This is a genomic window from Vibrio sp. Vb2880 (assembly GCF_033337975.1).
Classification (GTDB): Bacteria; Pseudomonadota; Gammaproteobacteria; order Enterobacterales; family Vibrionaceae; genus Vibrio; species Vibrio alginolyticus.
In genome coordinates, this window is the sequence record NZ_JAWORT010000002.1 from 320,277 (window position 1) to 341,054 (window position 20,778).

Annotated in this window: 16 protein-coding genes and 2 pseudogenes; 5 read left to right on the forward strand and 13 right to left on the reverse strand. The window is 45.6% G+C overall.

Annotated features, from left to right (window positions below; genetic code table 11):
- Positions 1–76 precede the first annotated feature (76 nt).
- On the forward strand, positions 77–952 hold the full coding sequence (locus R7M92_RS03405; RefSeq protein WP_258497979.1) for a LysR family transcriptional regulator: 876 nt from the start codon (positions 77–79) through the stop codon (positions 950–952).
- A gap of 68 nt (positions 953–1,020) precedes the next feature.
- Here R7M92_RS03405 and R7M92_RS03410 read toward each other — a convergent pair whose 3' ends face one another.
- From R7M92_RS03410 to R7M92_RS03445, 8 genes and pseudogenes are all read right to left on the reverse strand, one after another.
- Complete coding sequence (locus R7M92_RS03410) at positions 1,021–1,890, reverse strand: LysR substrate-binding domain-containing protein (protein WP_318132698.1); 870 nt, start codon at positions 1,888–1,890, stop codon at positions 1,021–1,023.
- A gap of 200 nt (positions 1,891–2,090) precedes the next feature.
- Complete coding sequence (locus R7M92_RS03415; RefSeq protein ID WP_262658190.1) at positions 2,091–3,071, reverse strand: OmpA family protein; 981 nt, start codon at positions 3,069–3,071, stop codon at positions 2,091–2,093.
- Between the two features lie 455 nt (positions 3,072–3,526).
- Entirely contained in the window at positions 3,527–4,651 is a 1,125-nt protein-coding gene (locus R7M92_RS03420) for a M14-type cytosolic carboxypeptidase (protein WP_318132700.1), read from the reverse strand.
- A gap of 113 nt (positions 4,652–4,764) precedes the next feature.
- On the reverse strand, positions 4,765–6,165 hold the full coding sequence (locus R7M92_RS03425) for an FAD-dependent oxidoreductase (RefSeq protein ID WP_318132703.1): 1,401 nt from the start codon (positions 6,163–6,165) through the stop codon (positions 4,765–4,767).
- A 116-nt stretch (positions 6,166–6,281) separates the two neighbouring features.
- Positions 6,282–7,029 (reverse strand): annotated as a pseudogene (locus R7M92_RS03430) (IS5 family transposase).
- A 122-nt stretch (positions 7,030–7,151) separates the two neighbouring features.
- A complete protein-coding gene (locus R7M92_RS03435) occupies positions 7,152–8,690 on the reverse strand; it encodes a hypothetical protein (protein ID WP_318132705.1) in 1,539 nt (512 codons plus the stop codon).
- Positions 8,691–8,855: 165 nt separating this feature from the next.
- Positions 8,856–9,190: pseudogene (locus R7M92_RS03440) on the reverse strand (transposase); the annotation flags it as partial.
- A gap of 208 nt (positions 9,191–9,398) precedes the next feature.
- The gene (locus tag R7M92_RS03445) at positions 9,399–9,758 is read right to left on the reverse strand and encodes a DUF3316 domain-containing protein (protein ID WP_318132706.1); all 360 of its coding nucleotides are present in this window, start codon (positions 9,756–9,758) and stop codon (positions 9,399–9,401) included.
- Between the two features lie 412 nt (positions 9,759–10,170).
- On the opposite strand from R7M92_RS03445, the gene R7M92_RS03450 reads away from it, so the two are divergent.
- Both R7M92_RS03450 and R7M92_RS03455 read left to right on the forward strand, forming a co-directional pair.
- Complete coding sequence (locus R7M92_RS03450; RefSeq protein WP_005384371.1) at positions 10,171–11,097, forward strand: VirK/YbjX family protein; 927 nt, start codon at positions 10,171–10,173, stop codon at positions 11,095–11,097.
- Between the two features lie 12 nt (positions 11,098–11,109).
- Positions 11,110–11,661 (forward strand): outer membrane beta-barrel protein, encoded by a 552-nt coding sequence (locus R7M92_RS03455; protein WP_005374044.1) that lies wholly within the window; start codon positions 11,110–11,112, stop codon positions 11,659–11,661.
- Between the two features lie 68 nt (positions 11,662–11,729).
- Here the strand turns inward: R7M92_RS03455 and R7M92_RS03460 are convergent, their stop codons facing one another.
- From R7M92_RS03460 to R7M92_RS03480, 5 genes are all read right to left on the reverse strand, one after another.
- A complete protein-coding gene (locus tag R7M92_RS03460; protein WP_149192178.1) occupies positions 11,730–12,635 on the reverse strand; it encodes an EamA family transporter in 906 nt (301 codons plus the stop codon).
- Positions 12,636–12,701: 66 nt separating this feature from the next.
- A complete protein-coding gene (gene phnR, locus R7M92_RS03465; protein ID WP_005442366.1) occupies positions 12,702–13,406 on the reverse strand; it encodes a phosphonate utilization transcriptional regulator PhnR in 705 nt (234 codons plus the stop codon).
- Positions 13,407–13,415: 9 nt separating this feature from the next.
- Positions 13,416–15,140, reverse strand: coding sequence for a putative 2-aminoethylphosphonate ABC transporter permease subunit (locus R7M92_RS03470; RefSeq protein WP_005442364.1), 1,725 nt, complete (start codon positions 15,138–15,140; stop codon positions 13,416–13,418).
- A gap of 8 nt (positions 15,141–15,148) precedes the next feature.
- Positions 15,149–16,255 carry a putative 2-aminoethylphosphonate ABC transporter ATP-binding protein gene (locus tag R7M92_RS03475; protein ID WP_318132708.1) on the reverse strand — a complete coding sequence of 369 codons (1,107 nt, stop codon included), beginning with the start codon at positions 16,253–16,255 and terminating at the stop codon, positions 15,149–15,151.
- 688 nt (positions 16,256–16,943) lie between these two features.
- Positions 16,944–17,954, reverse strand: coding sequence for a putative 2-aminoethylphosphonate ABC transporter substrate-binding protein (locus tag R7M92_RS03480; protein WP_005384363.1), 1,011 nt, complete (start codon positions 17,952–17,954; stop codon positions 16,944–16,946).
- A gap of 265 nt (positions 17,955–18,219) precedes the next feature.
- Between R7M92_RS03480 and phnW the strand changes: the two genes are divergently transcribed.
- Together phnW and R7M92_RS03490 are read left to right on the forward strand one after the other, a co-directional pair.
- Complete coding sequence (phnW, locus tag R7M92_RS03485; RefSeq protein WP_318132710.1) at positions 18,220–19,323, forward strand: 2-aminoethylphosphonate--pyruvate transaminase; 1,104 nt, start codon at positions 18,220–18,222, stop codon at positions 19,321–19,323.
- A gap of 26 nt (positions 19,324–19,349) precedes the next feature.
- On the forward strand, positions 19,350–20,729 hold the full coding sequence (locus R7M92_RS03490) for an aspartate aminotransferase family protein (RefSeq protein ID WP_318132712.1): 1,380 nt from the start codon (positions 19,350–19,352) through the stop codon (positions 20,727–20,729).
- Positions 20,730–20,778: the final 49 nt, after the last annotated feature.

Here is a 20,778-nt window from a genome sequence, read left to right on the forward strand (position 1 = left end):
TAAATTGACCGAGCGTTGTCTTTTCTTAAGAAATTCAGCGATATGATTTGTCGACAAAAGCCAAGCGAGACAATGTATGAGCGTTAATCTGGATATTCAAAATATTTTGGTATTAAAACGGATGTATGAGTTACGTAACGTCCGGTTAGTCGCAGAATCACTCGGTAAAACGTCAGGAGCAATCAGCAAAAATCTGACAAAGATGAAAACTCAGCTCAATGATCCGCTATTCGTTCAGACCAAAAATGGCTTTGAACCAACAGCTTTTGTGGAAGCGAACATTGCGCATTTTGAGCAAATAATCAACAGTATTGATTCCATCAAACCACAGCATTTTTCACCAGCTCATTTTGACGGTTCAATCACTATTTATGCCAACACATTGTTTTGGGAGTACTTTGGTGACAAGTTTTACTTGGAGTTACTAAAGCACGCCCCAAACGCAAAATTCTCATGTTTGCGCTGGGGTAGCGAAGCAAAAAAACGATTAATTGACGGTGAAAACGCCATTGCGATTCATTACTTTGATGAAGATCTGCCACAGTCAATTGTTCAGACCGAACTAGGGCGAGGAAAAGCGGTATTTTTTGTTCGACAAGATCATCCCGCTCAAAACTCCCAAGAACTAGAAGAATACCCTTTTATACTTTTTAAAACGCCGGGATGGAACGACTACCGATACCCAGTGTTGGAAAGGCTCAAACATATGGGTTTTAGAACCACACCTAAAGTGGAAATTGAGCATCCAGCGATGATTCAAAAAGTGCTTCTGCAAACGAATCATTTTGGCATAACGATGAGTGGACATGTTCCTAAGGGTTGCCGAAGTATCGCGCTTCCTGCTGGGCTAGAGCTTGATGTTCGCTACGTGATGAGCTGCCGTCGCTCTCAACAGCAAGATCCGGTAAATCAGTGGTTATTAGATGTCATTAAGCATGTCGCTCAGTCCTAGACTGATGACTTGCTACTGCTAATAATAGCCAAACCACACATGCGCTCTACTCACTCGCTGAACGAACGTTAAAGACTCTGCATTAACCATTGAGCAAAGGTGTTTACGTGTGATTTTTCGGATGCTCGAACCATCATATAATGTGCACCAGAACTTGGCATATGCCAAGTTCCAACCTGGACTAATACGCCCTGTTGCAGCTCATCCTCAACAAGAAAGTCTCTTACCAACAACACGCCAAGTTGATTAATCGCAGCATGAATAGCAAGCAATGAATGCTCAAACTCGGCGACGACTTTGCTCACCTTCCCTTGATAACCTTGGTGCGCAAGCCACTCTTGCCAAGATTCATGATAACCGCTAGTGCAGATTTTAGGCACTTTAGCTAACTGCGAGAGGTCATTTATCGGGTTTAAATGCATAAAGCCCGGGCTTGCGACAACGATCCAGTTTTCTTGGGTTAATCGTATGGCTTCTTGCTCTTGCCAATCTCCATCTCCGTTAATAATTTCGATATCCGCAATCGCACTGGCGCTTGGAACTGTACTAGCAGTAGTCGAGATTTTAAAGGAGATGTCTGGGAATTGTCGCTGAAAATCAGCCAATCTTGGCATTAACCATTGAGAGCAAAAGCTGTGAGCGACATGTAAGTTAACTTGCGTATTCTTGGGACGAGTAAATAAATGCTGCGTCGTGGTCGATAATGTTTGAAGCACATGATTAACCACTGGCCAGTATTCTTGCGCGGAGCAGGTCAGCCTAAGGTGAGTGCCCTTACGCTCGAATAACGTCGCATTGAGCTGTGACTCTAGCGATTTCACCTGTTGGCTTACGGCCGCACGAGTCACATTTAGCTCCTCTGCGGCTTTTGTAAAACTCTGTAGTCGCGCCGTGGCTTCAAAGGCTCGGAGCAAATTGAGCGGCGGTAAACTTTGCATATAATTCTCCCAAACACTTGGCTGTCATGCTATGAACTGGTGATGACAAATTGATGAAGGTGCTGAGTTTACGTATGTTGAGCACATGTCAAAGCGTCCCGATATAATTATGTTTCTACACAACTACTTAGTTTGTTAAGCGGGATCAAAAAAGCCAGCGTGATACACGCTGGCTTTTGGAACTTTATCTTAAGCAGGAATTATTCTGCTTTTTCAGTTGTTTGGTATTCAAACGCAGGAACAACCACTTCAACACGACGGTTCATTTGACGACCTTGACGTGTCTCGTTGCTTGCCACTGGGTTAGCTTCACCCATGCCTTTCACTGTCATACGCTCAGCCGCAATACCTTTTGCTTGGAACTCGTCAGCAACGGCTTTCGCACGTTTTTCTGTGAGTTGTTTGTTGTAAGCAGCAGAACCTGTCGTATCGCTGTAACCCGTGATCTCAACTTGAGCTTGTGGGTAAGTATTCATCAAATCAACGGTACCAGAAAGGTTCGACGCGTCTTTCACTTCTGCACTTTCTAAGTCGAATTGTACTGTCGCTGTTGTTTGAGCAGGATAAACGTGATCTACAATGCGTGTTGCAGGACGTGCTTCTATCACCTCTTCAACGGCTTTTTCTTGAACGACAGGCTCAGAGCCAAACTTGTAGTTGAAACCGATACCGAAGAAATCTGAATCCATGTCTTCAATTACATCATCAGACATATCTTGGTAGCGTTGGTATTCAGCACGTAGGCTCCAGTTGTAGTTGATTTGGTATTCAGCACCCAGAGAGCCAGTTGGTACGAAATCTTTCTCGTCACCAGCCATCATGTATGCAGCACCAACTTTCGCGAATAGATTCCAAGAATCCGTTAGCGGTAGGTTAAATTTAGGAGCAAGCGTCAACGCCCAAAGATCACCATCAACGGTGTTTAGGCCAGGCTTTTTGAAGTTTGCAGTGAAGTCACCAAGGTAATCAACACCATACTCTGCTGCAACGTACTTGTTGAAGCTGTAGCCTAAGTGCATAGATGCTGCAAAACTGTCGTCGTCACAAGGTTCGTTTAGGTAACACGCATCGTTTAGAGAGTTGTAACCTACTTTACCGCCCATGTAAGTGTCAGCAAGTGCAACGTTTGAGATCACACCACCAGCAAGTACAGTAGCCACTGCTATAGCGATTTTTTTCATTATTCTTTTCCTTTTTCTTGTACACAAAGCAACACACCGCGGCAGCATACTGCCGTAAAATATGAAGCCGTAACTTTCTCTTTTCTTCGAATAGAAATAGCTAAATAGCGTAGGAAAGAATCAAAAATGATATTCAAACGCCAATGACGTAAAACGGAAAAAGGTAACCTCAAGACCATCTATTCATGAGCTTCATCCGCATACCCAACCGAAAAATAAAGTTCGTTGCGTTGGTTTAGCCATAGTCAATTCGTTGCGGAGAATATCACAAAGAAGCCAACTTTCTGTGACGCAAATCACCATAAAAAGCCACTTTCTCAAATTTAAGAATCATCATTTAAGCTTGTGAATGGCAACAAATTTTTACAGGGGAGCGTGGATATGGAGAGCACAAAAAAACAGCTCATTTAAAATGAGCTGTTTTCGAAATAATGAAAAAGCGTTAACTCGTCGCGCTAAATTTTATCCGCTACGGTTAACGTTGCAGCTAATACATCTTGTCCAAACAAGACACTACGCTCAGGAGACCAACCGTAAAGTGGATCTGGGTGATTGTTGTTATCTTTAAATGGCATTTCGATTGTGTAAGACAAGCATTTGAACTGCTCTGCAACCCAATTTGAACCGACCGTCAAATTCGCTTTACCAGGCTCATCTTTATCGTAACCAATCTCATCTTGGAACTCTGGCGTAATAGTCAGTAACGCTTGCTTAAATGATGTCTCTAAAGCGGCAAGATTTTCATCGTAAGAAGGAATACCTTCTGAGCCAGCGACGAAGTTATACGGAATCGCTTCATCGCCATGAATATCTAAAAACATGTCAACACCCGTTTCCAGCATGCGCTGACGCACAAGGTAGACTTCAGGGCTCTTTTCCATTGATGGCGTTTGCCATTCACGATTTAGGTTTACACCTACTGCGTTGGTACGCAAGTGACCGCGAATACCACCGTCTGGGTTCATATTTGGTACGACGTAAAGCACCGCTTTTTCAAGCAATGCACGCGCAACCGTGTCGTTTTCATCTAACAGACGTTGGATCATACCTTCCATGAACCATTCCGCCATGGTCTCACCTGGGTGCTGACGTGCAATCATCCAGATTTTCTTTTTGCCTTCTTCTGGCTCACCGAAAGTAAGCAAGCTCATGTCATTGCCATCTAGCGTATGACCAAGCGTCTCTAGTTGGCAGTGGTGCGCGCTTTGTGCCATGTGTAACAAGTCTAAATGACGATCGTACGTGTATGGCGCAAAGTACGCGAAGTAAATTGAGCTGCGCTCAGGGATTACAGTGAAAGTCAGCGTGTCGCCATCGAACTCTGCCGGTACTCGGAACCATTCTTCACGATCGTAAGACGCAACCACATCGTAACCTTGCCATCCTTCTGGATAAGCCGATTTAGCCAAATCAAGCAATTTGATGGTGTGTGATTGCTCGGCTTCTGTCTCAAGACGGAAGTGGAACCACTGGTAGAATTCCGACATATTGTCGTTAGGAATTTTGAGTTGGATGTCGATTTTGTCGTCCGCTTTCACTACGTGAATGCTGCCGCTATCGAAGTTGCTGAATACTTTCATTTTATGACTCACCTTTTAAATCTGAGCTTGAAAGAAAGAGGCTAACACAAGGCTTCATCGCGCCCCAATGACTTTCACTGCAAACTGTCTCGTTTGTGGCTAAAGTCTTCAGTTTAGTCAAGCTTATCCGCTTTGCCTGCTGGTCCTGCAAGTTTTGCTAGCCACTTATCCCAGATAAACGGCGTTTTCTCGTTATCTTCTGCTTCCTCTTTTCGACGTACCGCGTTGCGCACTATCATAGCCCCGGTCCAGCGAAGCGGTTCTGGTGGGAAACACCCCAACGGTCCTTTGGCTAAACCACTGTTCGTCCACTCGTTATCGATTCCCAATATCAATGAAGATAAGATCTTTCCGCCCATGCGAGTCTGCGCTACACCATTGCCTGAATAACCAAATCCGTAAAAGATATTGCTCTGTTTGTCTAGCTCGCCGAAGAAAGGGAAACCAGTAGCAGAACGATCAGAGCCCCCCGTCCATGAATAAGCAAACTCCTCGCCTCTCAAACGAGGAAACAACTTATCGAACGACTTACGCAGTAGACCTTGGTAGCGCGTTGGCTTGTTGAACATTGCGTTGACTTGGTTGTTGAAAGAAAACTGATTGCCGCCTTTCCCCAACATCAAACGGCCATCTGGCGTATCTCGGTAATAGTGGACGAAGATACGTGAATCCAACACGCTAGAACCTGCCAGCCAACCAGATAGAGGTAGTGCGTCACCAAGCGGCTTGGTGATCACCATGTCGGAAGAGACCACCACGATACTGTTTTTAAACTGTTTAAACTGCTCCACCATCCATGCATTTAATGCCAATACCACCTGCTGCGCTTGAATGTTTCTTTTAGGTGTACAGACAATGGCAGGTTTTCCATAATCTAGACGCGTCATCGGCGTGTTCTCATAAACTTCTACACCCAGATCAATAGCAACACGGCGTAACCCTCTCGCTAATAATGCAGGTTGAACGCTCGCTGCAACTGGAGAGTGAAAGCCTTCTATATTGCGCGGCGATCCCGCATTGGCACGCAGTTCCTCCACCGAGCAACGACGCCAACTGTTCACTTCTAATCGCTTCAACTCGTCCACAACTGGCTGCATTCCCCCAGTTTGAACGTGGTTGGTTGCAGTGTAATAAACCCCTTTCAACGATAATTGCGCATCGATGTTGTGCTGCTGACAAAAGTCGTCAATCTCGAGCACTGCTTGTTCCGATTCTTTTACTAACCAAGCAGCATGTTCTTCACCGAATAACCGTTTCAATGTCGGGAACTTGGTAGACCAAGTCAACATACAACCGCCATTTGCGCCCGATGCACCACTGCCACACAAGCCTTTTTCAATCACGACTACCTTTTTTTCCGGAGATTGCTGCTTAATCATAATCGCGGTCCAAAGTCCGGTGTATCCGCCACCAACAATCGCAACGTCAGTATTAATGTTCTGCTGTAACGGTTGTGGCGTTTCTGGTTGCTCAGTTTCAATTGCCTGCTTGAACCAATATGAATGATGTGTCATCCGATATCCTTTGTAGAAGTGACGCACACAACCGTGCTTTGTCACCACTTTACAAACCTACCGAATATTCAACGAGCTAGAAAAACTTACGCTGAGCATTAGAAAATATTTAGATCCTATCCCAAAAGGGGTTTATTCCAAACAATGAGGCCACAAGCAAAATGCGACATGGCCTCGTAGTTTTCTATTTCTTATCCCAACGAACAAGCAATCTACGATAATGGTTTAACCAGCTATGGGTTCGCTCCACTACCCAACTATGAGCCTTAAAATCATCCGATTGTTTTAAGCTAGCTGCCTCTTCTTCTCGTGATTGAACATGAGGGATGTAGTTCAAAGTAACCAGTTCATCATGTAACCTCTGTCGAGATACAGTGGCGCTTGTAAAGGTGGTCGATAGCTTTCTAATGCATCTAAAGTTTGAAGTACCCATTTGATATCGTGAACGTTGGCACCACGCTGACTACAGCAAGTGGCAATCCATTCGCATCCGTCAACAAACTGCGTTTTATGCCTTGTTTTTGGATTCTTTGCTGTTTTTTTGAGCCAGATAAAGGCACTTTAGTTTGGCAGCCATCCATTGATATAGAGCGCCAATCAACACCAACGTAAATCATGCCATTTTGCCAAAATCGCTCAAAAACGCCTGCATCTCGCCACTCTTGAAAGCGACGATGTGCGAAGCTAGAGGTACAAATGCCCGTTGCGTTAAGCGCATTCCACTGACAACCAGTTCTAAAGACAAAAAGAATGCCGTTCATCGCATCACTATTATCGACTCGTTTTCGATGCGTACCGAAGGATGGTTAGTCTTATGAACGGGCAACAATGGCTCAATTTTTCCCAGAGCACATTAAAGATCAGGTATTATGTTGAACTCATTTACAGTATTTTCAATAGGTGTTGATTTAGCTCAGGCAACACCTATTGAGATAGGTTCTTAGCTCGAGGGCTGCGATATCACTTGGGAAGTCGACGATTGATTATTACATGGGGGTCGCTAAATAGAGTTTGTCTTTGTCTCGATCGACATACACCACATAAGGGACATTGCCAACACGAAATCCATAGGGCTCAACGGCAGCTTCTATCGGAATAACTCGTTCGATTTTACGGTTGAGTAAATCAACTCGCCAGATGCAGGCATAGGCTGATGAGTTATCAAAATAGATTTCATAACTATCGCCCCCCCAAGAAAGGTTATTGATCACCCAGTTTTCGTAGTGATCATTAATCAGAATGCTTTTATGGTAGGGGCTTTCAACGAGTAATTGGCCGTCATCGCTGCTTATTTGACTTTGTTGGTCGGCTGATACTAGCGGTACGGACGAATAGCGTCCTTTGTGCGGAGGTGGCACATAGGGAACCTGTACCAGAGAGGGGGATGCTGCAGTGAGATCTAGCTCAAAATAATCATCCTGTTTGTTTTTTATATACAGCAGTGATTCTTCGATACTATGGACATAGACCTGTTCAGGTGCTGTGAATACGGTCTTTTTGTTACCCGTTAGCAAATTAAGCGTCTTTATATCATTGCCAAGATTATAAATTAGCTCAATACGGTCCTTATATTGAGCGACAAGGAAGTTTTCCTCACTAGCCATTTCATTGATGTCGATGAGCGCTTTATGTCCCCACCAGTTGTATGGGTCGACGGTAAAATCTGTCGTTATTGTTTTTTCTAGCTCAGTAAGGTGTTCCGGTGAGTAATCATTGTCGCTTTTGCTCTGTACCATACCGGTATTGAGCTGTGCGACTTGCTGTTGCGTTGTTTCGTTGGTTTGATAAGCGCGTAATGAATAGTATTCGGTACGTTTGTTAACGGTTTGGGGTTGCAGGGGACCTTCTGTGTTAAAGACATAGGCAACCATCATAGAGCGTTCGTCGCCAAGGAAGAGAAGACGGGTCTTGCCATCGTTGGGTATAACACCGTCGAAGGGAATGCGAATTGCTTTATTTTCGGTGTCCGCCTTTAGTAAGGTTAGTGATGTCCCTTGTGTTAATGTTTTGGGGCCAATACATTCTATCGAGTCATGATTTGCGACTTTGCCTTGCCAAGATGCCGGCACGGAAAGGAAGTTTTTGTCAAAAGCACAACTTGAGCGAGTAAGCCGTGTATCAATCCGTGATTCGGTTTGCTTAAGTGAACATAGGCCAAGGTTGGTTTGTATTGCTTGGGCGATACGGGAATGTTTCTGTAACGTATCGGCCTTAACAAGGGAGGCTATATCGTCACATGCTTTTTGATTATCGCTCCGTGATGCCGCGAGAGAATAGTCGCTAAGCAGCCATAGTGTTTCTGCTGACGGTGAATGCGCCGAAAACAAAGCTGGGCAACTATCAGCATAAAGATAAGCTGCGTAGTAGGCTGCTGTGTAATCTTTTTTCTGATAATGCTTTAAAAATAGTGCTCGCGTTTTAGCAGTGGTTGTATCGTTGCATGCATTGTTTTCCGTATTGGCTTTAAGCGCAGTGGGAAGTGCAAAAAATCCAACCATGACAAGCGGTAAGATAATTTTTCTCATTAACTGGTGTAATTGTTGTTTATGGTATCAGCACTATAACAGAAAATAGTGGCAAGGTCGTGATGTTAAGTCAGCGAAACAGAGCCAGCGAAAGAGTTGAGCAGTTTCATTCTGGTTTGTGGTCGGTATGAACAGTGCTAAGAATCAAAAGGATTGTCGCTCATAGCCAGAAAAAGGTGCTTTAGTTTGGCAGCCATTGATCTAGAACGCCAATCAACACCCTCGTAAATCAGACCATTTTGCCAAAATAGCTCAAAAACGCCTGCATCTCACCACTATTGAAAGCTACGATGCGCAGAGCTAGAGGTACAAATACCCGTTGTGTTAAGCGCATTCCATTGACAACTAGTTCTGAGAACAAAAAGAATGCCATTCATCGCATCACGATTATCGACTCGTTTTCAATGCGTACCGAGAGGATGGTTAGTCTTGTGAGCGGGCAACAATGGCTCTATTTTTTCCCAGAGCGCATCGAAGATTAGGTATTGTGTTGAACTCATTTACAGTGTTTTCAATAGGTGTTGATTTAACTCAGGCAACACCTATTGAGATAGGTTCTTACGAGATATTACATTTAAGACACACATTCATCAGGAATATATATTTAATAATAAAAAGGGGAGCAAATCCTCCCCAAAAATAATAAAACGAATTCACAACAAGGATTAAAAAAGGCAATAGAGTTATAAATGCTAGCGAATAAATTAATTAACGATTACCAGGTTCACGCATGCGGTACTCGTATTGAACATTGAGAATAGGCTGGTAAACAATTTGCCCGTCACTTTGCAAGAACTCATTTACCATGACTTTTGAGTCAGTGATAGAAAACGATTGGCGATCAACATACGTTGTAAGGCTCGTAAACTCATCACGGAGTTGTCCAGATGATTTATTTTGGTAGATTTGGATCATGCCTCGGCCCATTTCATAAGCCGCTTGTTTGCTATCCATTACGTCTCCATGGATAGTTTCGGTATCGTTTGTCCACTGATAACCACCAGCAAGAGCCATAGAAGGTGCAGCAATCAGAGCAATCGTACTTGCTAAAGTTGTTAAGCGTTTCATAAACCTCTCCTTACTTACCTTTACATCGGGCCAAAATTGGCTCGATACTTATAAGGTACGTATAAAGACCTAAAACACGTCAAAACAATTTCAAATAATGTTCAATTTTCGTTCAACTTATTTCACATTAACTTAGCAACTCAACGTCATATTCAGCCGACATTCGCATTTTCTTCATTTAGAACAATGGGTTTCAACCTGACACTTCCTTACCAAACCATACAATACCTAAGGTCAATTTTCTCTTAGAATTCCAGCAAAAGAACAGTGTTCAAAACCTTACACAAACGTCGGACACAGCAAAAACCACCTCTTTTCAGTCGTGCTTTGCATTCCTCCTTTTCGGGTTCTTCGCTGCTCGTCCGTCGGTTCTTAATTGTCGCTATTGAGCACAAGTTAATCTGGAGTGAAAATGACCGCGAACAAATCCATTTTTTACCATAGCAAATCGATTTACTCAGATGATTATGCTGATGTCTACAAGCCAATTTGGACCTACAGAGCTAAGTTCATCTTACGTGCGCTTTATTACAAACGTGCGTTTAAGCACCTTTCAGACAATATTGAATCGTCATTGTTAGAGTTGCTTTGTACACGTACGCATCGATTTTTAGAGAAGCCGTTTCGTCCGTATATCATCAAAAACAACTCAGCGTTCGATCGTTCTAACTTGGTGGTTGATCACTATAAAACGATTTCAGAACTGTTTTCTAAACAAACAATCGAAGAAATCTACACAGACTCGAAAGGCCTAACATTAGCCTCTTTTGAAATTGACGAAATACTGTACTCGGTGAGATTAGTATACGAAGCACGTTATCAAAAAGAAGGCGACATGAGCCTGGTGCTGCACAGCGCTGAAGATGGCAACTTCTACACGCTCTCTTTTACGCTAGGTCACATCGAATCTGGACGCAGCATTATGATTGGCGGCTTACAAGGACCGCGAAGCAGTGAAGAAAACAACGCGAAAATTAAAAAGCTAACTCGTAAGCTTTACGGACAGAGACCAAAAAGCTTGATGGTGAGCTTGCTCACTTTGCTCGCACAAATTTGGGAAGTGAACACGATTCTAGCAGTGAAAACGCAGTCCCATACTTACGCAGCTAAGCGCTACAGCAAAGGGCGAATCAAAACGGATTACGATGCACTCTGGCAAGAATTGGGCGGCACCGAATACAATCGTCATTTTTACTCAATTGATGTAAATGCACCCCGTCGAGATATCGAAGGCATGTCGCGCTCTAAGCGTTCGATGTATCGTCGCCGTTATGAATGGCTAGACAACACCAAGATCACTTTCGAACAAATATTAAAAGGCGAGCAAGCTAAAAGCTAAGGAGAAACGTTCATGCGTTATTCATTCATTACTGCTTTAGTGCTGTCGGCTTTTTCTTTGTCAGCCAATGCAGAAACCAGTGAGCACATCATAGGTACAAACATTGGCTATGGCGATGTGAACTACGATGCTCCGACAAGCAAAGAATCAGGCGACATGTTCTTAGGTGAAATATATTACCGCTACATGCCAACACATAACTTTGGTATCGAAGCAGGTTATAAAGGCGCGTTTGACGGTATCGGCTCGATACTCGTGAGTCCGATTTCAGAAGTCACCGATACGAGCTTCTCCGGACCTCGCTTGAGTGGCTATGCTAGCTATCCTCTGGGTTCAGGTTTCGAACTGTACGGCAAGGCAGGTGTCACTCTCTACACTCTCGAATACACTTATAAAGTGAACGGTCAGAGCAAGAACATCGAACACTCAAGTGTCGGAGGTGAAGCGGCTGGCGGTATCGGCTGGAGCTATAAACACTTTGGTTTGAATGCAGAATATGTGTACTCAAAAAACAGCGATTTTGACTCTAGCGGCGTGATGTTTGGTGCGCAACTGCGTTTTTAAACAAGGCTTACAAGTTAATACAAAAGGCAGCGAGAGGCTCATTCGCTGCCTTTTTTCGTGAATATAGGTCAATACGCAAGCGCGAGAATGATCCCCGCCACGATAGAAGTAACGCCAAGCCCTCGGGTGAGATACCATTTCTCAGACAGAAACCAAATCCCCATAAACAATCCAAACACAATGCTGATTTGCCTTAGTGCCACGACCAAGCTCACGTTGTCGGTCATGGTCATCGCAAACAGCACCAAGCCGTAGGTGGATGCCATCATTACCCCTGCCATGCTGGCTGTTTTGCGGATCTGCCACGCTGTCTTAATCTCATCTGGCTTGTCCGTAACTAAGCACCACACAAGGGCAGGAATACCAATTGCCCAAAACTGCACGCCCAAATAGAAGATTGCACTGTACTGATCATTCAAGATCTCTGATGCTTGTCCTGTGAGTAAACTCAGCGCTTCTTTGTCGACCACGGAGTAACCCGTTGTGCCTATTGCGGCAATTAATGCCCAGAACACACCGACATTCAAATAAGAGCTCAGCGTCATCTGACGAAAGTTCGTCAGTGGTACCAGCATACAACCAAGGGTTATCAGCAAGAATCCAAGCCACTGCTGACTGGATAATTCATGCCCTAATGCCACACTGATTGCGCCGACCATCATCACAGGCAACGCCCGAGCAATTGGATAAACCACCCCCACGTCTGCGTGCTTATAAGCGACAATCAAACCGACTAGATAGACCATTTGTGAAATGCCGCTAATGAACAGCAATCCCCAAAACTCGCTCGGTAATGATGTCCAGCCAATGGTCGCCACATACCAAATCAAATAAGGGGTAAGAATGAAACAGGCAGAGAAGCTGGCTGCTATAGTAAACGCGAGTCCAGAGCCTGAATTGCTTTTACCAAGGATATTCCAGCCCGCATGGAGAACAGCAGAAAAAACGACGAGACCAATCGCCAACAAATCCATTTCAATGTTCCTGTCTGAATAAAATAAAGGCCCCGAGATGGAGCCTTAGATGATGAGAAAATCCACTTAACGATTGAGTTCCGCCAGAGATTCAATGCTGATGGCATCGTGTCGCCAATACTCGATATCGCAATCAATCAACTCACCGTGCTGGTTATAGTTGATGCGCTCCACCACCATCGCGGGAGTGCCAGCTGTCGCGCGCAGTGCCTGAGCCATTTCACCCAACAAAGTGCTCGTTGAAATGCGGTAGCGAATCTTTTGATACGTCACGCCATAATGATCGCGGTAAATGTCCGTCAGTGAATTTGATAAATCGTAATCCAGCAGGTTCGGAAACAGCTCTGGACGAATGTAGTTTGTTACGAATACCACAGGTCTGTCTTCAAGGTATCGCACACGGTCGACTCGATACACATCCGAGAAAGGCTGCAAGTCCAGCAAGCGCGCGGCTTGTTTGTTTGCCAACGTTCCTTTTGCTGCAACCAACTCCGTTTTGGGCACACGATTTTGCGCTTTCGCCATGTTCGGGAAGTTTAGCGTTTGGGTTGGGTCGTAACGCAATGGCTCAGGTGAGATAAACCAGCCTCGACGATCTTCGCGATAGATTCGACCTTCCGCTTCTAGCAATGATAAAGCTTCACGCAGAGTGACGCGTGTAGTATCGAACGACTCCGCCAACTTACGCTCTGCTGGCAGTTTTTGACGCGGCGATAGCATGCCCGCTTCAATCTGTTCAACAATCGAATCTTTAATTTTTACGTATTGCACGAAGTGTCCTTATCTTTTGCGCCAAGCTTGTGTGCGATTTTCTAACAATTTACCCAAAGTCATCTGAACAATCTTCGCAATCGCGGCAGCCATCATGATCATCACAGCCATCGCTGCTGCAGCGCCAGTTTGACCTGCATCGTCCATATTCAGAATCGAGACCGAAGCCGGAATCGTATCAGTTGAGTAAAGGAATACTACCGCAGAAGTGGTGGTCAATGCATTAACAAACAAGTAAGTCGCAATGTCCAAAATCGCAGGTAAACATACAGGTAATGTCACTTTAAAGAACAACTTGTATTGAGGAAGCTTCACCGATGCCGCTGTGGCTTCAATCTCCGATGGCAACTGCTTTAGCGCTGTCAGGGCGGTCATGTGACCCACTGTGTAGTAATGCACTACCGTGTTAATCACCAAGAACGCCATGGTGCCATAAAGCACATTCAGAGGATTATTCGCATCATTGAAGTAAAAGATGTAACCCAAGCCAAGCACCATACCCGGAACCGCCATTGGCACCACGCTAAGCATTTGCATCACCTGACGAATTGGACCAAACGCACGCCCTTTCTCAATGCAGTAAGCACCGACAAAGATGATGGCTGTACCAATAACCGCCGTCCAACCTGCAAGTGTTAGCGAGTTGAAGAATGGGCTCCAACCGTAGGTGCTCATTTCAGCAAAGTTGTAGTTGTTTAGCGTCAGCGCTTTGTTCCAAGGCCAGAACGTAACTAACGAGCCATACACCGCCATGCCAAGCACTGCCAGCACTGCGATAGAAATGATGCTGCAGTAAACCAAACAAATGCTGTCGCGCGCTTTGTTAGGTTCTGGCTGATAAGGCACCGAGCGAGTGTCAAATAAGCTCTTTTGCTTTTTCTGAACCCAGCGGTCTGCGCCGAACGCCATTACCGCAGGGAATAGAAGCATAATGCTGGTCACCGCACCCATGGCAAAGTTTTGCTGTCCCACGACTTGCTTGAAGATGTCAGTCGCCAGAACGTTGTAGCTGCCACCAATCACTTTCGGCACACCAAAGTCCGTGATAACCAGTGTAAAGACGACGATAAGCGTACTGATCAAACCGTATTTCGCCGCAGGTAACGTCACCATAAAGAAAGTTTTGATGGGTGAAGTTTTAAGTGCGCGGGCTGCTTCATACAAACGGGCATCTGAAGTGCGCAGTGAAGTGGTTAAGATCATCAATGCATGAGGAAAGGTCCAGAAAATCAAACCCATCGAGATACCAATCACGCCGTAAATCGAGTTTCCTAACAGCATCTCTTTGGCAATGCCTTGATTACCGAAAAGGAAGATCAAACTGATCGCTGGTAACAACGAAGGCGCAAGGATTGGCGCAGTGCCTAGAATTTGAAACAAACCTTTAAACGGCATGCATGAACGAGTCAGCGCGTAGGCATAACCAAACGCAAGCACACCCACTACCGAGGTCACAATCACGCCCAAAGTGAAGGTGTTGCCCACCGACACCCACAAGCTTGAAGAGGAAAAGTACGTCGCAAAGTTTGCCAATCCGACAAATTCGCCATTGGCATTTTGCACACTCTTGGTCAACATTGCCCAAAGCGGCATTAAGATGAACAGCACCATCATGGTCGACAAACCAGCAAGCAAACCAAACAACACAAGGTTGTCGCGGCTGACACGTCCGAGTAGTGATTTTGCTTTGTCTTGTGTGGTCAGGCTATTCATCGTCATTGTCTTCGCATCCATGTTTACACCTACGCCGCTAGCGCTTTATCAACCGAGGGCACGGCGTAACCATGCAGCCCTTCTTCAGCAAACTGGATGTAACGTACATCGCCCGCCTTGATATTGAGTTTTTGAACCGTTTCCACAGGCACATCCACGACGATGGTTTTCGTTGAGCTGTCGTTTTGCAATACGCAATCAATGCGGAAAAACGCCCCTAGAAACTCGGTTGCGGTAACTCGCACAGGTAAAGAGTTGTTGTAGTTTTCAACGAACTTGATGCTTTCAGGGCGCACCGCAAGGTCGAAGCGGTCACCACGTTGGATCTCACGATTGGTCAAGCTTGGCGCTGGCATTAGGGTTTCTGCAATGCGTACTTGGGAGTCCGTTGCTACTGAGGTTTCTATAAAGTTCATGCTGCCGACAAACTCAGCGACAAAGCGCGTTGCTGGTTGTTGGTAGATTTCTTGAGGTGTGCCAACTTGCTCAATCACGCCATGGTTCATTACCACGATACGATCCGCCATCGACAACGCTTCATCCTGATCGTGCGTAACCATGATGGTGGTAATGCCAAGCTTGCGTTGCAGCTTACAAATCTCGTCACGTAAGTGAACACGTACTTTTGCATCCAGCGCTGACAGCGGCTCATCAAGTAACAGTAGACCCGGAGATAGCGCCAATGCACGAGCCAAGGCAACACGCTGCTGCTGACCACCAGAAAGTTGGTTAGGAAATTTCTCGCCAGAGGTTGGAAGACCAATGGTTTCTAACCAATAATCCACCTTCTCTAACGCTTCTTTGGTCGACATACCTTGGTTCTTCAAACCCACCGCAATGTTCTCTTGCACAGTTAGGTTCGGAAACAGCGCGTAAGATTGGAATACGATACCGAAATCGCGCTTCTCTGGTGGTAGGAATGTGGTCTCTTGACCGTTTTGAAAAATCGCACCAGACGTTGGCAAGTCTAAACCTGCAATGGCACGTAGCAGAGTGGTTTTACCGCAGCCAGAAGGACCAAGAAAACAAACAAACTCGCCCTTCTCAATCGCTAGCGAGATTTTCTTTAATGCAGTGAACTGTCCGAATTGCTTCACTACATCTTCGATATTTAGGTAATGTTGGTTAGTTGACATAACACATGCTCCAAATGGTATATACCAACTTTAGTTTTGGAGTGTTACGTTCCAATGACAAATTTATAGCCAGAAGATGACAAATAGATGAAGGGAGATGAGGTTTGTTTAAGTGGTAATTAGAGATTCCCGACTCACTCCTCCGTCGCTCTCGAGAATGACGTGGTGAGTGTGGTTCATAAATTCTGAAATCACACTCATTGCCAAGAATTACGAGCTTTGACTTTCACGCCATACGCTTAAGATCGTCATTCCGGACGCGCCTAATCGAGCCATCCAGAATCTCTTACAAGCACTATATTCTGAGATTCCCGACTCACTCCTTCGTCGCCCTCGAGAATGACGTGGTGAGTGTGGATTATAAATTCTGAATCACACTCATTGTCTAGAATTACGAGCTTTGACTTTCACTCCATATGCTTAATATCGTCATTCCGGACGAGCCTAAGCGAGCCATCCGGAATCTCTTACAAGCACTATATTCTGAGATTCCCGACTCGCTCCTTCGTCGTTCTCGAGAATGACGTGGTGAGTGCGGATAGAAGCTCCCAACTTTTTAAGTCCGTCATTCCAGCGAACCTAGGTGAGACTAGGAATCTACTTTCAGCAAACTCTGAAATAACAGAGAAAACAAAAAAATCCACCTCAACCGAGGTGGATTTCAGTATTCAACTCAAAGCAAATTCAATTAAGACTTTGGCTCTGATTTCGCGTCAAACTTCTCAGACCATGCCGCTAGAATCTCTGCACGCTTGCTGCCCATTTGCGCGAAGTCCATCTTCGCCATGTTCTCTTGAACATTCGGGAAGTTAGATACTGTCGCTTTCACTTCTTTATGTGCAACCACTGGGTACATTTCTACGTAAAGCTCGTTTGCCGCTTTAGAGATTGACCAGTCGACAACGCGCTTCGCTGCATCCGACTCTTTTACTAGACCAACAGCTTCTGATTCCCAGCCGATACCTTTTGGTGTGATAACCGCTAGTGGTGCGCCTTGTGTTTTCAGCTTCGCGCCGCGGCTTGCCATCGAAATACCGATAGCCACTTCACCCATGCCCGCTTGAACACATGGCTTAGAGCCAGAGTGCGTGTAGTGTGCAATGTTCTTGTCTAGGTCACGCATGTAGTTCCATGCCTGATCTTCACCCATGTTTTGTAGCCAAGCAGAAACCTGCATGTAGCCAGTGCCTGAAGACGCTGGGTTCGGCATTGCAATGTGACCTTTGTAAACCGGCTTCGTTAGGTCTTCCCAAGACGTTGGTTTCGGTAGGTTAAGTTGTTTCGCTACCGCTTCGTTAAAACAAACTGCGTTGAAGAACGCATCGTTACCGAACCAAGCTTGGTTTGATTGAGGGTCGTTTAGGTTCGCGTGCAGCTCTTCCAAACCTTTTGGTGTGTAAGGCTTAAGAAGACCTTCATCTTTAAGCAGTGCCATTGACGAGCCAGCAAGACCCCAAACCACTTCCGCTTGAGGGTTGTTCTTTTCGGCCAGCAATTTCGCCGTCATGATACCGGTGGAATCGCGAACCCACTTAATCTTGATATCTGGGTTATCTTTCTCAAACGCAGACTTGTATTTAGCAAGAATGTCAGTTTCGAAAGCGGTGTAAACCGTGACTTCCTGTGCTGCCATTGCATTCGTAGCTAGCAGAGAGACAAGTGCAGCCAGCGATCCTTTCATCAAACGGTTTTTCATCATTTTCTCCAGTTAATTTGGCTAAGTTTCATTTGGTCTGTACCAGTTGACGATATACACCCTACTGAGCCTTTGTGACGAAATCATGACCATTAAATGGCAGTTTTACGAAAATTTGCGATGAATAATCGTTCAATCGATCCGCCATTTTCTGGATATTAAAGTTTTATGAAATTGGAGATTCGCCTATTTACTGCCCTTTTCTTCCTCGCTAGAGTGAAGTCGAAATTTGGTGTAGACCAACTAGCCTATTCTGATGGAAATCGAGATGAAAAACGAATACCTACTACTGACTCCAGGTCCTCTATCTACTTCTGAAACGGTACGTGAAGCCATGCTTAAAGACTGGTGTACTTGGGATGATGAATACAACAAAGACATTGTAGAAGTGATCCGCACTAAGCTTGTAAAACTGGCGACGGAGCAAGACGGCTACACCAGCGTACTAATGCAAGGTAGTGGCACCGCATCAGTAGAAGCGACGATTGGCAGTGCCATTGGCAAAGATGGAAAATTGTTGGTTGTCGACAACGGCGCTTACGGTGCGCGTATCGCTCAGATCGCTGATTACCTAAATATTCCATGCCATGTAGTTTCCCCAGGCGAAACATCACAGCCACACTTGAACGAGGTGGAAACTGCATTGGCATCGGATCCTACAATCACACACGTGGCGATTGTTCATTGCGAGACAACCACTGGCATGCTTAACCCAATTGAGACATTTGCTTCTGCAGCGAAAGCACACGGTAAAGTGGTGATTCTCGATGCCATGTCGAGCTTTGGTGGCATTCCTATCGATATTGCTGAGCTAGGCATCGATTTTATGATCAGCTCTGCAAACAAATGTATTCAAGGCGTACCGGGTTTTGGCTTTGTGATTGCGAAACAAACTGAGCTAGAAAAGTGCCAAGGTCAGGCGCGTTCTTTGAGCCTTGATCTTTACGACCAGTGGCACTGTATGGAAGTGAACCACGGCAAATGGCGTTTCACGTCTCCAACGCACACAGTTCGCGCTTTCTACCAAGCCTTGTTAGAACTGGAACAAGAGGGCGGCATTGAAGCGCGTCATCACCGTTACCAAACTAACCAGAAAACACTGGTTGCAGGAATGCGTTCTCTGGGTTTCGAACCACTACTGAGTGATGACCTTCATTCGCCAATCATCACTTCTTTCTACTCTCCGACGCACAGTGATTACCAGTTCAAAGCGTTCTACACACGTTTGAAAGAGCAGGGCTTCGTGATCTATCCGGGTAAGGTATCGAACGCAGATTGCTTCCGCATCGGCAACATTGGTGAAGTTTACCCAGCAGATATCGAGCGCTTAATCGGTGCGATTGAAAAAGCAATGTATTGGCAAGTTGCGTAAAGCAGCCTTCTGATTGAGAGAGCGTTATGACTCAGAATATCAAACCGACCCATTTCCGCAGCGAAGGCGATGTCAACACAACACCAGCGCGCCAAGCTTGGAATGCATCGATGGACGACAAACGCACGCAAGCATTATTGAAGCGTGATTCAGAGGTCTTTCTTCATCAAGCTATGTCGACACCTTGCTTGGATACATTGGAAGCAGCAGAAGGCATCTATATCCAAGATGCTACCGGCAAAAAGTACATGGACTTCCATGGCAATAACGTCCATCAGCCGGGCTACGGTCATCCGCATGTGATTAAACGTGTGCAAGAGCAAATTGCCAAACTGCCGTTTTCACCACGTCGTTTTACCAATGAAACCGCGGTTGAATGTGCCGAAAAACTCACCCAAATCTGTGGCGGCGAGTTGAATCGCGTGTTGTTTGCTCCGGGTGGCACATCTGCGGTTGGCATGGCGCTTAAATTAGCACGCCACATCACGGGCAATTACAAGGTGGTGTCGCTGTGGGATTCCTTCCACGGCGCATCATTGGATGCCATCTCAGTAGGTGGCGAAGCGTGTTTCCGCCAAGGCATGGGACCATTAATGGCAGGTGTTGAACGCATCCCACCAGCGGTGTCTTACCGAGGTGCTTTCCCTGTCGCGGACGGCAGCGATGTGCATTACGCCGATTACCTCGAATACGTGATTGAGAAAGAAGGCGGCGTGGGCGCGTTTATCGCAGAAGCAGTTCGTAATACCGACGTACAAGTGCCGAGCAAAGCCTACTGGAAACGCATTCGCGAAATCTGTGACAAACACAATGTCATGTTGATCATCGACGACATCCCGAATGGCATGGGTCGCAGCGGTGAATGGTTCACATACCAAGCCTACGACATCGAGCCAGATATGCTCTGCATCGGTAAAGGTTTGGGCGGAGGGTTAGTGCCTATCGCAGCCATGGTAACCAAAGACAAATACAACACAGCCGAGCAAATCTCAATGGGTCACTACACTCATGAGAAAAGCCCTATCGGTTGTGCTGCAGCACTGGCAACCATGGAAGCCATTGAGCAAGACGGCTTGCTAGATAAAGCCAAAGCCGACAGCCAGTTCATGCGTGAAAAGCTGCTAGAGATGAAAGCCAAATACCCAGTGATTGGTGATGTGCGTGGCATCGGCATGTTATGGGGCATTGAACTGGTCACTGACCACGAAAGCAAAGCACGCGCGTATGACGAAGCGGAAGCTGTGTTGTACCAATGCCTCAACAACGGCGTGAGCTTCAAGGTATCGCAAGGTAACGTGATTCAACTCAGCCCACCGCTGATCATCACTCGCGAACAACTAACAGAAGCATTGGCAATTTTCGAAGAAGCCATCGCCAAAGTGTGTAAAGACTTTAACTACTTTTAGGGTCAATAGACCTCAACAAAAACCAATTTATCCTGAGCGCAGTTCCAAC

Excerpts from the sequence above, each read along its gene's own strand:
- R7M92_RS03405 (WP_258497979.1), top strand. The coding sequence starts at position 77 with ATGAGCGTTAATCTGGATATTCAAAATATTTTGGTATTAAAACGGATG.
- R7M92_RS03410 (WP_318132698.1), bottom strand. The coding sequence starts at position 1,890 with ATGCAAAGTTTACCGCCGCTCAATTTGCTCCGAGCCTTTGAAGCCACG.
- R7M92_RS03415 (WP_262658190.1), bottom strand. The coding sequence starts at position 3,071 with ATGAAAAAAATCGCTATAGCAGTGGCTACTGTACTTGCTGGTGGTGTG.
- R7M92_RS03420 (WP_318132700.1), bottom strand. The coding sequence starts at position 4,651 with ATGAAAGTATTCAGCAACTTCGATAGCGGCAGCATTCACGTAGTGAAA.
- R7M92_RS03425 (WP_318132703.1), bottom strand. The coding sequence starts at position 6,165 with ATGACACATCATTCATATTGGTTCAAGCAGGCAATTGAAACTGAGCAA.
- R7M92_RS03435 (WP_318132705.1), bottom strand. The coding sequence starts at position 8,690 with ATGAGAAAAATTATCTTACCGCTTGTCATGGTTGGATTTTTTGCACTT.
- R7M92_RS03445 (WP_318132706.1), bottom strand. The coding sequence starts at position 9,758 with ATGAAACGCTTAACAACTTTAGCAAGTACGATTGCTCTGATTGCTGCA.
- R7M92_RS03450 (WP_005384371.1), top strand. The coding sequence starts at position 10,171 with ATGACCGCGAACAAATCCATTTTTTACCATAGCAAATCGATTTACTCA.
- R7M92_RS03455 (WP_005374044.1), top strand. The coding sequence starts at position 11,110 with ATGCGTTATTCATTCATTACTGCTTTAGTGCTGTCGGCTTTTTCTTTG.
- R7M92_RS03460 (WP_149192178.1), bottom strand. The coding sequence starts at position 12,635 with ATGGATTTGTTGGCGATTGGTCTCGTCGTTTTTTCTGCTGTTCTCCAT.
- R7M92_RS03470 (WP_005442364.1), bottom strand. The coding sequence starts at position 15,140 with ATGGATGCGAAGACAATGACGATGAATAGCCTGACCACACAAGACAAA.
- R7M92_RS03475 (WP_318132708.1), bottom strand. The coding sequence starts at position 16,255 with ATGTCAACTAACCAACATTACCTAAATATCGAAGATGTAGTGAAGCAA.
- R7M92_RS03480 (WP_005384363.1), bottom strand. The coding sequence starts at position 17,954 with ATGATGAAAAACCGTTTGATGAAAGGATCGCTGGCTGCACTTGTCTCT.
- phnW (WP_318132710.1), top strand. The coding sequence starts at position 18,220 with ATGAAAAACGAATACCTACTACTGACTCCAGGTCCTCTATCTACTTCT.
- R7M92_RS03490 (WP_318132712.1), top strand. The coding sequence starts at position 19,350 with ATGACTCAGAATATCAAACCGACCCATTTCCGCAGCGAAGGCGATGTC.